Source organism: Cytobacillus sp. FSL R5-0569 (assembly GCF_038007265.1).
In the GTDB taxonomy this organism is placed as follows: Bacteria; Bacillota; Bacilli; order Bacillales; family Cytobacillaceae; genus Cytobacillus; species Cytobacillus kochii.
The window spans coordinates 3,300,889-3,315,221 of record NZ_JBBOWW010000001.1; the positions used below are offsets into that span (position 1 = coordinate 3,300,889).

Consider the following 14,333-nt stretch of genomic DNA (forward strand, 5'->3'; position numbering starts at 1 on the left):
CGCTTATTCCGCCTCCTTCTGTAGTGTTGTCACTTCAAGAAAGCGGTCTTCCAACGTTTTCGTCGTTTCTTGAATACGATATATATTAATTCCATCATGAACCCACTCTTTCACCAATAAAGGGATATCCTCTTTTTGTGCTCGCAGCATAAGCGTATTTCCCTTCACTTCTGCTTGCTGTTGTGGAATTAATCTATTGACAGCAAACATTGCTTCTGTTGGATGATCGACGTCAATTTCATATTCCTTTGCTCCTCCTTCTACTTGCTCATGGACAGACTGAATCGTAATTAATTTACCTTTTTGAATAATACCGACTCGATCACACATCATTTCCATTTCTGATAGTAGATGACTAGATACAATGACTGCCATTCCTCTTTCTCTTGCTAACTTCCTTACATGGTCACGGATTTCACGAATACCAGCGGGGTCTAATCCATTTGTTGGTTCATCCAGAATTAACACTTTAGGGTCATGTAACAAACATTGAGCTAACCCTAGTCGTTGCCGCATACCTAAAGAATAAGTCTTCACCTTATCATGTATTCTCTCAGTCAAACCAACAAACTCTACTATCTCCATAATTTTTTCTTTTGTAATTCCCTCTGCCATTTTTGCGTAATGGAGGAGATTTTGATATCCACTCATAAATTTATACATTTCTGGATTTTCAACAATCGCTCCTACATGTTGGATTGCCTTCTCAAAGTTTGTTTGCACACTATTGTCAAGAATTTTAATATCACCTTCACTAATGCCAATTAAGCCAACAATCATCCGAATAGTGGTTGTTTTACCCGCACCATTAGGGCCTAGAAACCCAAAAACCTCTCCTTCCATTACTTCAAAACTTAAGGAATCAATAATTTTTCTCTTTTTAATGATCTTTGTTACATTTTCAATTTTAACTACTGCTTTCATTTCTTTTCCTCACCCCTTATATGTTTCTTTCATCCATTCTTTGATAGACAGCCCTTTTTCTTCTCTTATTGTTTCTACATGATACTGACCAAGAAATTTCCCATCTTCTATCATAATCAATTCGTCAAGGACTGTTTCAACTTCTTCTATTTCATGTGTAGCCATTAGCACTGTTTGTTTCTCAAAATCAATAAAGCTTAATAATCCTTGAACCAACGAATCCCGAACCATTGGATCTAATCCAGAAAATGGTTCATCTAAAAGTAGAATAGGTGCTCTTCTAGCAAGAGCCAATACTAACTTTAACCGTCCACGGTTTCCTTTCGATAATGACCTAATTTTTACTGAATCATTTAAGTTCATAAATTGAAGTAGTTCCATTGCTTTATCTTGTTCAAAATCAGCAAATTGGCTCTCATAAAAATTCAGCATATCTCTAACCGTAAAAGAAGGATAAAAACTGTCTGCCTCTGTTAAATAGATGACTTTGGACGCAATTCTTCTATTAGCAGGCTCGCCTAATACATTGACTTCACCACTTGAAGGATAAGTTAGACCAGAGATGAGTTTCAATATGGTGGATTTTCCACTTCCATTCGGTCCCACTAGACCGATGATTTTCCCAGGGCGTATTGTAAAGCTGATATCTTTCAAAACCTGATTAAAGCCATATTTCTTATTCACCTTATGAAACTCAATCATCATGATCCTCCTTCAGGAATTGAGATAGCCCTTGTTTCATTTCCTCATTAGAAAAGCCTAACTCTCGCAAATTATTTACATAGGATTGGATGATCTGCTTTTGCATATCTCTTTTTAAGTTCATTAACTTGGCTGTATCTTCTGTTACAAATGTTCCTTGCCCACGCTTCGCCAAGGCGACTTCCATCCTTTCTAGCTCTTGATACGTTCTTTGAATTGTATTTGGATTCACCCCAAATGTAAGGGCCATCTCACGAACAGAGGGTAATTTTTCCCCTGGAGCTAACTCTTTTCTCACAATCTGTTGACAAACCCGTTCCATGATTTGGAGATATATCGGCTGTGATGAATGAAACTCTTTCGCCATTATTACACCTCAACCTTCTTTTCGAGCAACCAAGTCGAGGTAATGAATAACAGACTAGCTGTAACGAGGTATAAAAGGATTTCTACAATGGAGATTGTACTATCAGCCATATTGAATGTGAACCCGTCTGATTGAACAAAAAAGTTGAAATGCAGCCAATCTACATTTAAATCAAGCTCACTCATATGGACTAATTGTTTGTACCAATCGCTTTCACCTATTAAACCAGAAATGAACATTTGCACAACTACTATGATAAATAAAGATACTGAGCGCACCCTTCCTAAGATCGGTACATTTTTTAAGCTATAGTAAACGAACCAATAAAAACAGAACCATAAACCAAAATAGAAAGACAAACAAGTGATAAATAATAATAAGTAAAGCGGAAGAACAACTGGTATGTTGTCATAGAATGAGACATTAGGATTATAATAATAGCTCCCTATTGCTAAGAAAATGGTAATGACTATCGACATTACAAAATAAATACTAATGGCCACTAGCTTACTACTCAATAAATAAGAACCCCGATTTGGGTTATGCAACCACCCTTGCGTCTTTGTCTCTAAATTTAAGGAATACAAAATAAAAATAGGGTAAAACAGAATATGCGCAAAAAATAAGAAGAACAGAAAAGCAGGTAAAATATTACCTTCCTTAAAATAATGAGTCAATGCTAAGCCTATTAAAACGGCAAAGAACACGGTTAAAATTACGCCATAAAAGTGAGATTTCATTATCTTTAATTCTTTTACGAGCAAGCCACGAAAAGGATTCATTTTTTCCTCCTTTTTACATCTAGTGTATTAGTTAAATAGTACACCGGTACTTTGTTTCCGTCAAGCCTAATGTATGATTCTTTTTTTAAGGTAGAGGATAATAATAAATGTTTTGATAAGGAGGCTTTCGATGACACATGCATCTTGGCAAGAATCCGACGATCAACTATTAGAAGAATTGGTTAATGAGTATAGCCAAAATGGTGATTCTAAAGCAGATGCCTTTCGCATGGCAGCAAAAAAATTAGGTAGAACAGAATCAGCCTGTCAAACTAGGTATCACAATATGAAGAAGACTAAAGAAGACGCTACGAGCTTATCTATACAGAAAGTGATTGAATACTTAAAAACAACCCCTGACCTTTTATTATTATCTGAGAACAAGGCACTTTTACTGGAAAATGAGCAATTAGAGGAAAGAAATAAAGAACTTAATCAAAAATGGGAAGAAACTAGCCATCAATTAGAAAACGAGCTTTCACTTTACGAAGGACTAATGTCTGTTATGAAAGAATATCGCAAATAAATGAAGAAAGCTTGTAGTAACAATAACTACAAGCTTTTTTTTCATTTATTTACTTTCGTCATTTACACGACTAATAGGAATGTCGGCTAATAATTCCTTAACAACATAACTTGCCATAATAAGTCCTGATACAGATGGCACAAATGCATTAGAAGACGGCGGCATTTTCGCCTTACGGATTTTTGCATCATCTTTCCCAACGGTTTTTCTCACATCTTCACGAATAACGATTGGACTTTCATCAGAGAAAACGACGGGTATACCTTTACGAATGCCTTCCTTTCGTAAACGAGTACGAATTACCTTAGCAATTGGGTCAGTATGCGTTTTAGAAATATCAGCGATTTGGAATCTTGTCGGATCCATCTTATTAGCTGCACCCATACTAGAAATAATCGGTATATCTCTTTTCAAGCACTCTTTCATTAAGTGGATCTTATAAGAAATCGTGTCTGAAGCATCAATGACAAAGTCAGGGTTATAACTAAAGAAATCTTCATATGTTTCTTCTGTATAAAACATTTTCAAAGCAATGACTTCACATTCTGGATTAATATCCATAATTCTCTCTTTCATAACTTCTACTTTTTGTCTACCGACAGTAGAAAGCAACGCAATAATTTGTCTATTGACATTGGTAATATCCACATCATCTTTATCAACAAGCACAAGTCTGCCCACACCTGAACGAGCAAGGGCCTCAGCTGCAAATGTCCCCACTCCCCCGATACCTAATACAGCCACTGTACTATTTTTCATTGTCTCTAAACCATCTTTACCAATGGCAAGCTCATTTCGCGAAAACTGATGTAACATGCTATTTCAACTCCATTCCATATCTATCCTACAAATAATCATACCCGTAAAAAAATATATCATACTTTCCGTTAAATACAAGTAAATCACTGGGATTTCTCATTCCTTCTTTTGAAAAAGGTGAACAGATTTTTATGGGCATATGATCTCTTTTGACCTTCCTGTTTTGGTACATATTTGTTGAGTTTTTTAAACCCTAAAAATAATGAAGTCATACGCACGCCAGGTTCTTTCTGAGGGACTTGCTCATTCATTTTGCGAAGCGCTCATACGCGAGCTTCCTGCTGAGGGACTTGCTAATACATTTTGCGAAGCGCTCTCGCCCGGGGTTCTTTCTGAAGGACTTACTATTTCATTTTGCGTAGCGTTCATTATCGGTTTTCGTTCTGAGGGGCTTGCTCATCCATTTTGTGAAGCGCTCACGCCTGGGATTCCTTCTGAAGGACTTGCTATTCCATTTTGCAAAGCGCTCTCGCCCGGAGTTCTTCTGAGGGACCTGCTCATCCATTTTGCAAAGCGCTCACACACCAGAGTTCCTTCTGAGGGACTTGCTATTCCATTTTGCGAAGCGCTCTCGCCCGGGATTCATTCTGAAGGACTTGCTATTCCACTTTGCGAAGCGCTCTCGCCCGGGATTCATTCTGAAGGACTTGCTATTCCACTTTGCGAAACGCTCACGCCCGGAGTTCTTTCTGAGGGACTTACTATTTCATTTTGCGTAGCGTTCATTATCGGTTTTCCTTCTGAGGGACTTGCTATTCCACTTTGCGAAGCGCTCACACACCGGAGTTCCTTCTGAGGGACTTGCTATTCCATTTTGCGAAGCGCTCACGCCCGGAGTTCTTTCTGAGGGACCTGCTAATCCATTTTGCGAAGCGCTCACACACCGGAGTTCCTTCTGAGGGACTTGCTATTCCATTTTGCGAAGCGCTCATACGCCAGATTCCTTCTGAGGGACCTGCTCATCCACTTTGCGAAGCGCTCACACACCAGAGTTCCTTCTGAGGGACCTGCCCATCCATTTTGCGAAGCGCTCATACGCCAGATTCCTTCTGAGGGACCTGCTCATCCATTTTGCGAAGCGCTCATACGCCAGATTCCTTCTGAGGGACCTGCTCATCCATTTTGTGAAGCGCTCCCACACCGGGTTGTTTCTAACTTGCAAAACCCTTAAGTAAGTACACTATTATTCGACCACAGATAAAAAAACCTGATAACTATGATCAGGTTTTACATACAATTATAAATTGAAAGAGTCCCAATTATGCCGTCGTTATTGGTCCTTCATTTTGAACCCGCACTTAGCAGGTGGGTGTCCTGCTTCTCGCATCTGTAAGTCCTCTAGAAATGAGGCATTTACGCTTACGTAGAAAACTCCGGACTCCCGAAGGTAATATGTTCGGTCAAAATTAGGGTAGACGACGTACACATCAGGACTCTTTATGATTGAAGTAATCTTATCATAGCTAAGATATGAATTCAAGAAGTGACATATAGTTCAAAAATCACTTTTTTTACCAATTAATCTTGATTCTTTACATTCAAAGCGAGATGAAGATCATTTAATTGTGCTTCACTTACTTCCCCAGGTGCATCTGTTAAAACGCAACTTGCACTAGCTGTTTTAGGGAAAGCAATTGTATCTCTTAGGTTCGTTCTACCAGCAAGTAACATTACTAGACGATCAAGTCCTAGTGCAATCCCTCCATGTGGCGGAGTACCATAGTCAAATGCTTCAAGTAGGAAACCAAATTGCTCGACAGCTTCCTCTTTAGAAAAACCAAGAATTTCAAACATTCGCTCCTGAATATCTCTTTCGAATATACGTAGGGAACCACCGCCAAGTTCATAGCCATTAAGAACTAGGTCATACGCTTGAGCTTTTACTTCTCCAGGCTGATCAGCTAATTTTTCCAAATCTTGTCTTTGTGGCATTGTAAAAGGGTGATGTGCTGCATAATAGCGACCATCTTCTTCGTCATACTCAAGTAGCGGCCAATCCGTTACCCATAAGAAGTTAAATTTGCTTTCATCAATTAATTCTAATTGCTTACCTAATTTTAGACGAAGCGCACCTAATGCATCAGCAACTACTGATTTTTTATCCGCAACGAATAGTAATAGGTCGCCAGCTTCTACACCAAGTGCTGACTGAATCGCTGCTTGTTCTTCTTCAGATACAAATTTAGCAATTGGGCCTTTTAAACCTTCTTCTTCTGCTTTTAACCAAGCAAGTCCTTTAGCCCCGTATACCGAAACAAATTCCGTCAAGGCATCAATATCTTTGCGGGAATAGGTGGAAGCAGCGCCTTTGACATTGATTGCTTTCACTTGTCCACCTGATGATACAGCACCAGCAAATACTTTAAAGCTCGAATCCTTTACGATATCAGATAAATCCGTTAGCTCCATTTCAAAACGTGTATCTGGCTTATCGGAACCGTATCTTGACATAGCTTCATGATAGGTTAAACGAGGGAATGGGATATGAACTTCTTGTCCTTTTACATCCCTCATGATTTTAGCCATCATACTTTCCATCAACTCAATAATATCTTCTTGGCTCATAAAGCTCATTTCAATATCAATTTGCGTAAACTCCGGTTGACGGTCTGCGCGTAAATCTTCATCTCGGAAGCAACGAGCAATTTGATAATAACGGTCTACTCCACTGACCATTAATAATTGTTTAAATATTTGTGGCGATTGTGGCAGCGCGTAAAACTCTCCTGGATGCACACGACTTGGCACTAAATAATCGCGCGCTCCTTCTGGTGTACTCTTCGTTAAGATTGGTGTCTCTACATCGATAAAATCAGCATCATCAAGGAATCCTCTAATAGCTTTTGTTACTTGATGGCGTAGCTTTAATGTATTGGCCATTACTGGTCTTCTTAAATCTAGATAACGATATTTTAAGCGAACATCCTCAGATACTTCAGATTTTTCGTCAATTGTAAATGGAGGTGTTTTCGCCTCATTAAGAATCGTTACTTTTTCCACTCGAATTTCAATTTTACCAGTTGTTAAGCTCTCATTAACCGTCCCTTGTTCCCTTTCAATAACGACGCCTTCAATATCTAACACATATTCGTTACGAATTTTTTCTGCTAATGCTAAAGCTTCTTGTGAAACTTCCGGATTAAAGACAACTTGGACTATGCCTGTTCTGTCACGTAGGTCAATAAAGATAAGACCTCCTAAATCACGACGTTTTTGCACCCAACCCTTTAATGTTACTTTCTCACCTATCGCTTTTTCGGTAATCTCTCCGCAGTAGTACGTTCTTCCAAACATCTATGATTCCTCCTAGTTTCTATATAGCGCAGTAAAGTCTTGGATAAATGAAGCAAGCTCCATTTCCTTTTGTTCCCCACTATCCATTATTTTTAAGTTAATCTTATTGTTTTTTAATTCATCTTCACCAATAACAGCTACATATTTTGCGTTCATTCGATCGGCTGCTTTGAATTGTGCCTTAATTTTACGATCAGAATAATCTCTTTCAGCAGAATATCCTGCATGGCGTAATTTGTGGAGCAAACCGACAGAATAATCTCTCGCCTCTTCACCTAATGCGACGATATAACAATCAATGGATTGATCAATTGGGAGTTCAACATTTTCGGCTTCTAAAGCAGCTAGAAATCTCTCAATACTTAGAGCAAAGCCAATGCCAGGTGCTTCCGGTCCACCGACTTCTTCTGTTAAACCGTTATACCTGCCTCCACCACAAAGAGTTGTTATTGCGCCAAACCCTTCCGCATCACTCATAATCTCAAAGGCAGTATGCGTATAATAGTCTAAACCACGGACTAGATTTGCATCGACTTCAAATTCAATTTCTAAGTCTGTTAAGTACTGTTGTACTTTTTTGAAGTATTGTTTGGATTCGTCATTTAAGTGATCAATAATTGATGGGGCAGTTTTCATCAATGGATGCTCACGATCTTTTTTACAATCGAGAATACGCATAGGGTTTTTCTCTAATCTGCTTTGACAATCTGAACAAAATTCATTAATACTCGGGCTGAAATGAGCAATGAGGGCCTCACGATGTTTTGCCCGGCTCTCCTTATCACCTAAACTGTTGATGACTAGTTTTAACTTTTTCAAACCCATTTCTTTATAAAGCGCCATGGCTAAAGCAATAACTTCTGCGTCAATGGCCGGATCATCGCTGCCTATCGCTTCTACACCAAATTGCACAAACTGGCGGAAACGACCAGCTTGTGGTCTTTCATAACGAAACATTGGTCCCATATAATATAATTTAACAGGCTGATTTGCTTGGCCAAACATTTTATGTTCAACAAATGAGCGTACTGTGGAAGCTGTTCCTTCTGGTCTCAATGTTAAGCTTCTTCCTCCACGATCATCAAATGTGTACATTTCCTTCTGGACGATATCAGTTGTATCTCCCACACTTCGTAAAAACAAATCTGTATGTTCAAATATCGGTGTGCGAATCTCCTGATATTGAAATTTATGACAAAGTTCTCTCGCTTTTTGTTCTATTAATTGCCATTTCTCTACTTGACCAGGAAGTATATCCTGGGTACCCCTTGGTAAACGGATTGACATATATACCAAATCCTCCTCTTTCCTAAAGCTTAAATAAAAAAACTCTCGTCCCTTGTATTTTTCAATACAAGGGACGAGAGTTGAATATCCCGTGGTGCCACCCTAGTTACAGCATAATAATTATACTGTCTCTTTATACAGATAACGCCTGCATACGTTCTTCCCCTAATAAATTTATATTTTTCAGGGAGAAACCTAAGAAGTGTTCTTTCATCAAATCATCATATAGAAATGCTTTCAGCCTATGGCATTTCCTCTCTTTTTATGTGGAGAATGATTACTCTTCTTCATCATTGGTTCAATTTATTTTATCATTTACTGTATTAAAATATCATTTTATCCTTCTTATCATAATAACCATTGTACAAGATGTCAAGTCTCCATATAGAATAGATGGCGATTTACGTTCTAGAAATTTTCTTTTTCAGTTTTCTCACATCTTGTAAGGAAATTCCGAATTCACTCGCAAGTTCAACCATCGTGGCATTCCCCTCAGCTTGAATAAAATCATGAAAGTCAACACCAAATAATTGGTTCTCGCCACTTTGCACATTCATCCCTTTTTCACCATATCTCACAGACAATCATCCTTTTACCATATAGTCTTTTACTCATGTTAGTATGGGCAAATCGAATGATATTTATAAAAATAATAAAGAAATAGACAAAAACCATGCAATTCTCCCGAATGGTTTGAAGTGGTAATTACGTTACAACTTGTTTACAAAACAGGTTGATGAACCGATATTAGAAGGGAAACGGCCACATAAAAAAGAAAGTATATATAACCTCATTTATCTTGACGAGAGAGGAAATATTTGCTTATCTTGATAAATGGCAAACAGGAAGGAGGAACGTGGTTGCAAGGCAAAAAACATCTTTGGATAACCATTTGTATGATTCTAGTGATAGCTCTTCTAATACCCATAAAAGAGGCAGAAGCTGAATCAGCAGGACAAAAGCTTCGAATTGCAACAGATAGTCTTAATGTTCGCACAGGTCCAGGATTAAGTTATGCAAGTCTAGGAATGGCGGCAAGAGACGAGACTTACACAATCCTTGATCAAGAAGGTGATTGGTATCAGATTGATTTTGAATCCGGCCAAAAAGGGTGGGTCGCCAATTGGCTTGTTGTAATGGAAACAGAAAATAAGCAAGAAAAAGAAAAACAAGTAAATAGCGGTAGTGAAAAAACCGTTACCATCAATGCTGATGGTTTAAGAGTTAGAGGTGGTCCTTCAACTGATTATCGCGTTGTTGGCGTTGTCTCAAAAGGAAAAGAATACAAAATCGTCTCCACCGACCAAGATTGGTTTAATATTACGACTGAGTACGGAAATGTATGGGTACACAAAGACTTTGTTCAAGTGAATGGCCAAACCCATGAAGCAAGCTCTTCATCTAATGAAGAAAAGAAAACGGTGATTAAACAAGGGGTCATTACTGGTAATTCCCTCAACGTTCGTACTAGTCCAGATACAAACAGTAAAGTAATTGGTAAGTTAAATTCAGGTACGTCCGTAGATATTTTATCACAAGAAAATGATTGGACTGAAATCTCATTTCAAGGGACAAATGCATGGATAAGTAGTCAATATATCCAAGCAGGCAAAAACCAAGAAAAAAAGAAAGAAACTAATAATAATGGCACCATCACCGCTAGTTCTTTAAATGTAAGGGAAAAACCATCATTAAACGGGAACATTATCGGTTCAGTTGCTCAAGGTGACAATTTTCGTATTTTAAAGGAAGAAAATAACTGGACAAATATTGAGCTTCCAAATGGGACAAACGGATGGGTTGCTAGCTGGTATGTGAACAAAGATCAAAGTTCCTCAACGGAATCAAAATCGTCTTCATCTGTCAAAAATGTAACGATTCTGCACAATGGCTCCAATATTCGTCAAAGCGCAACGACTAATGCCACCATTGTAGCAAGAGCCAATCAAGGAGATACATTTGAAGTTGTGGGGACAGAAAAAGATTGGTATGAAATTAAATTAGGTGATGGACAAACAGGTTTTATTGCTGGCTGGATTGTTTCTAATGGCAAACAATCTCAACCAACCGACCAATCTTCTTCTACTCCAGGATTAAAAAACAAAGTGATTGTCTTAGATCCTGGCCATGGAGGAAGAGATAATGGTACAACTGGCGCATCCGGTACACTTGAAAAAACAGTAACGATTCGCACTGCTGAAAAATTGGCTGCAAAATTAAAAGCAGCAGGAGCTACTGTAATATTCACAAGACAACAAGATACATATGTTCCTCTCCAATCACGGGTAAGTATGTCTCATATGAATAAAGCTGATGCATTCATCAGTATTCATTATGATAGCATAAACGATCGAAGTGTAAGAGGCATGACTACTTATTACTATCACGATTATCAACAGCAATTTGCTGCTGATGTCCATCAAGGGATTATGTCGAAGATCGACTTAAATGATAGAGGTTATAGACATGGTGATTATTATGTTATACGTGAAAATAACAGCAAAGCAATATTACTTGAACTAGGTTATTTAAGTAACGCAACAGAGGAAATAAAAGTAACATCTGAACAATACCAAGAAGCTGTTTCGACAGGTATCTTCCAAGGATTACGTACACATTTTCAATAAGAATCTCACACCTGCCTTTTTGCTTTTAGGCAGGTGTTTTTTTATATTTATTGAACTAGCATAAATTAAGAAGTTCCTTAGCCCAATAACAAAAAGAGAGTGTGTAATGTAGTTTTGCTCGTCTATGTTTGATGTTGTCACTCTAGATACACGAGCTCATTCACTTTCCTACGCTATCTTTAACGATTCCACTCTATTTGTACGATTAATCCTCTTCCTACGCTATCTTTGGCGAAATGTACGAGCAAACACATTCAACTCTCATAAACAACGCCCAATTATTAGAACAAAAAAACAACCTGATCAAATCCCCTTCAATCAAGATTTGTTCAGGTTGGGTCTTATTTTTTATTTACTTTCTAAAATGAGTGTAACGGGACCATCATTGGTGAGAGATACATCCATCATCGCACCAAATTCACCTTTTTCTACGTGGACACCTTTTTCCTCAAGCATTTCATTAAAGCGAAGATAGATGTCTAACGCTTTCTCAGGGCGTGCAGCATTCATGAAGTTAGGGCGTCTCCCTTTACGGCAGTCCCCATACAGGGTGAATTGAGATACAGAAAGAATTTCACCTTGTATATCAAGTAATGACCTATTCATTTTACCTTCTTCATCATCGAACACACGAAGATGAACGATTTTATCAGCTAAATAAGCAGCATCTTCAAACGTATCCTCATGGGTAATCCCAACAAGCAAAACAAAGCCATGCGTAATGCTACCAGTTATTTTTTCACCAACAGTCACTTTGGCTGCTTTACTTCTCTGAACAACAATTTTCAAAACTCTAGCCACTCCTTTTAGTTCATAATTCGACGAACCGCATATACATCGGGTATCTGCTTAATACGCTCTACCACTTTATGCAGATGGTTTACATTATGAATAGAGATCGACATATTGATTGAAGCGGCTTTATTCTTGTCCGAACGACCTGTTACTGCAGATATATTTGTTTTCGCTTCATTTACTGCCTGAAGCACTTCATTCAATAATCCACGTCGATCATAGCCAGTAATTTCTATTTCTACATTATACTCTTTCTGATCATTTAAAGCGGTCTCCCACTCAACAGGTATAAGTCTTGCTTTCGCATCATCTGTATTAATATTCGTACAGTCCGCACGATGGACAGAGACACCTCTACCCTTCGTAATAAATCCGACAATTTCATCACCTGGTACCGGATTACAACAACGCGATAAACGAATAAGCAAGTTATCAATTCCTGATACGCGTACACCTGATTCACGTTTTTTCGCTTGAGGAAGCTGTTTCAATTCGCTTACAGCATTGGATATATCTTTTTTACCTTCAAGGTCTCTTTGCTTTCTTAACTTTTCAGTTAGGCGATTGGCTACCTGTAATGCCGTAATGCCATTATATCCAACTGAAGCATACAAATCTTCTTCAGATGGGAAATTATATTTTTCCGATACACGATTTAGATTTTCTGCGGTCATAATCTCTTTTACTTCAAAATCCATATTACGAATCTCTTTTTCGATTAATTCGCGCCCTTTTTCAACATTTTCTTCTTTTCTTTGCTTTTTGAAGAATTGTCTAATCTTATTTTTTGCTTGTGAAGATTGAGCTAATTTAAGCCAGTCTTGACTTGGCCCATAAGAATGCTTAGAAGTTAATATTTCAACAATATCCCCTGTTTGCAACTTATAATCAAGTGTTACCATTTTACCGTTTACTTTCGCACCAATCGTTTTATTACCTATTTCTGAATGAATTCTATAGGCAAAATCTATTGGTACTGAGCCTGATGGTAGTTCAATGACATCTCCTTTAGGCGTAAAAACATAGACCATATCAGAAAACAGGTCCATCTTAAGCGATTCCATAAACTCCTCGGCACCAACCGAATCATCTTGGAAATCCAATATCTCTCTAAACCATTTTAATTTATCTTCAAATGAAGAATTTTCATCGACCTTTGTTCCTTCTTTATAAGCCCAATGAGCAGCGATACCAAATTCAGCTATTCTATGCATATCAAAGGTACGTATTTGCACCTCTAATGGATCTCCTTTAGGACCAATAACTGTTGTATGCAATGATTGATACATATTTTGCTTAGGCATCGCAATATAATCTTTAAACCTGCCTGGCATTGGTTTCCAATGCGTGTGGATAATACCGAGAACAGCATAACAATCCTTTATGCTATTTACCACAATCCTTACGGCTAGTAGATCATAAATTTCATTGAATTGTTTGTTTTGTAGAGCCATTTTTCGATAGATGCTATAAATATGTTTAGCTCTACCAGAAATCTCAGGTTCAATGGTTACGTCGTCCAGACGATCTCTCATCATCGCAATAACATCTACTAAATATTGTTCCCTCTCTGCTCTCTTCTTCTTCATCAAGTTAACAATTCGATAATATTGCTGCGGATTCAAGTATCTTAAAGCTGTATCTTCTAATTCCCACTTAATTTTAGAAATTCCTAGTCTATGAGCAAGCGGAGCAAAAATCTCTAAAGTTTCGTTCGAGATTCTTCTTTGCTTCTCAGCAGGTAAGTGTTTTAACGTCCGCATATTATGAAGTCTATCTGCAAGTTTTATTAAAATCACTCTAATATCTTGTGCCATGGCAACAAACATTTTACGATGATTTTCTGCTTGCTGTTCTTCTTTTGATTTATATTTAATCTTCCCCAGCTTTGTTACACCATCTACAAGCATAGCAACTTCTTCACTAAAATGTTCTGCGATATCCTCTAAAGTGGATTCAGTATCCTCAACAACATCATGAAGAAAGCCAGCTGCTACTGTAGCTGGGTCCATTTCCAGGTCCGCTAATATTCCCGCTACTTGAATAGGGTGAATAATGTACGGTTCACCTGATTTACGGTATTGTTCACTATGAGCAGACTTAGCGAATTCGTAAGCTCTTTTGACGAACTGGGCATGCTCTTCATTCAAATATTCTCTTGTCCTATCGATGACTTGTTCGGCGGTCAACACCTGATCGTTCGCCATGGA

General features: G+C 38.1%; 13 protein-coding genes, 1 other RNA gene and 1 other annotated feature. Of the genes, 2 read left to right on the forward strand and 12 right to left on the reverse strand.

Annotated features, from left to right (window positions below; translation table 11 throughout):
- Positions 1–3: 3 nt before the first annotated feature.
- The 4 genes from MKX78_RS16765 to MKX78_RS16780 are packed head-to-tail and all read right to left on the reverse strand — an operon-like array spanning position 4 to position 2,775.
- Positions 4–924 carry an ABC transporter ATP-binding protein gene (locus MKX78_RS16765; protein ID WP_341051649.1) on the reverse strand — a complete coding sequence of 307 codons (921 nt, stop codon included), beginning with the start codon at positions 922–924 and terminating at the stop codon, positions 4–6.
- A gap of 9 nt (positions 925–933) precedes the next feature.
- Positions 934–1,629, reverse strand: a complete 696-nt coding sequence (locus tag MKX78_RS16770) for an ABC transporter ATP-binding protein (protein ID WP_095372455.1) — start codon at positions 1,627–1,629, stop codon at positions 934–936.
- A complete protein-coding gene (locus tag MKX78_RS16775) occupies positions 1,619–1,993 on the reverse strand; it encodes a GntR family transcriptional regulator (protein ID WP_095372454.1) in 375 nt (124 codons plus the stop codon). The genes MKX78_RS16770 and MKX78_RS16775 overlap by 11 nt, the downstream gene beginning before the upstream one ends.
- Before the next feature lie 2 nt (positions 1,994–1,995).
- Positions 1,996–2,775, reverse strand: a complete 780-nt coding sequence (locus MKX78_RS16780) for a hypothetical protein (RefSeq protein WP_095372453.1) — start codon at positions 2,773–2,775, stop codon at positions 1,996–1,998.
- Positions 2,776–2,905: 130 nt separating this feature from the next.
- Here MKX78_RS16780 and MKX78_RS16785 point away from each other — a divergent pair, with 130 nt between their 5' ends.
- Positions 2,906–3,301 (forward strand): SANT/Myb-like DNA-binding domain-containing protein, encoded by a 396-nt coding sequence (locus MKX78_RS16785; protein ID WP_095372452.1) that lies wholly within the window; start codon positions 2,906–2,908, stop codon positions 3,299–3,301.
- Positions 3,302–3,346: 45 nt separating this feature from the next.
- Here the strand turns inward: MKX78_RS16785 and MKX78_RS16790 are convergent, their stop codons facing one another.
- The 6 genes from MKX78_RS16790 to MKX78_RS16815 form a co-directional block, all read right to left on the reverse strand.
- Entirely contained in the window at positions 3,347–4,117 is a 771-nt protein-coding gene (locus MKX78_RS16790) for a tRNA threonylcarbamoyladenosine dehydratase (protein ID WP_095372451.1), read from the reverse strand.
- A gap of 709 nt (positions 4,118–4,826) precedes the next feature.
- Positions 4,827–5,000, reverse strand: coding sequence for a hypothetical protein (locus tag MKX78_RS16795; protein WP_341051650.1), 174 nt, complete (start codon positions 4,998–5,000; stop codon positions 4,827–4,829).
- 368 nt (positions 5,001–5,368) lie between these two features.
- A non-coding RNA gene (gene ssrS, locus MKX78_RS16800) (6S RNA) lies at positions 5,369–5,557 on the reverse strand.
- An 81-nt stretch (positions 5,558–5,638) separates the two neighbouring features.
- Complete coding sequence (gene aspS, locus MKX78_RS16805; protein WP_341051652.1) at positions 5,639–7,414, reverse strand: aspartate--tRNA ligase; 1,776 nt, start codon at positions 7,412–7,414, stop codon at positions 5,639–5,641.
- Positions 7,415–7,426: 12 nt separating this feature from the next.
- Complete coding sequence (gene hisS / locus MKX78_RS16810) at positions 7,427–8,701, reverse strand: histidine--tRNA ligase (protein WP_095372447.1); 1,275 nt, start codon at positions 8,699–8,701, stop codon at positions 7,427–7,429.
- A gap of 66 nt (positions 8,702–8,767) precedes the next feature.
- Positions 8,768–9,004: a binding site (T-box leader), on the reverse strand.
- Between the two features lie 98 nt (positions 9,005–9,102).
- Positions 9,103–9,279: a hypothetical protein gene (locus MKX78_RS16815; RefSeq protein ID WP_180316944.1), complete on the reverse strand. Its 177-nt coding sequence runs from the start codon at positions 9,277–9,279 to the stop codon at positions 9,103–9,105.
- Positions 9,280–9,561: 282 nt separating this feature from the next.
- Between MKX78_RS16815 and MKX78_RS16820 the strand changes: the two genes are divergently transcribed.
- A complete protein-coding gene (locus MKX78_RS16820) occupies positions 9,562–11,328 on the forward strand; it encodes an SH3 domain-containing protein (RefSeq protein WP_341051655.1) in 1,767 nt (588 codons plus the stop codon).
- Positions 11,329–11,676: 348 nt separating this feature from the next.
- On the opposite strand, the gene dtd is transcribed toward MKX78_RS16820, so the two are convergent.
- Both dtd and MKX78_RS16830 read right to left on the reverse strand, forming a co-directional pair.
- Positions 11,677–12,117 (reverse strand): D-aminoacyl-tRNA deacylase, encoded by a 441-nt coding sequence (gene dtd, locus MKX78_RS16825; protein ID WP_095372445.1) that lies wholly within the window; start codon positions 12,115–12,117, stop codon positions 11,677–11,679.
- A gap of 17 nt (positions 12,118–12,134) precedes the next feature.
- Positions 12,135–14,330: a RelA/SpoT family protein gene (locus MKX78_RS16830; protein WP_095372444.1), complete on the reverse strand. Its 2,196-nt coding sequence runs from the start codon at positions 14,328–14,330 to the stop codon at positions 12,135–12,137.
- Positions 14,331–14,333 lie beyond the last annotated feature (3 nt).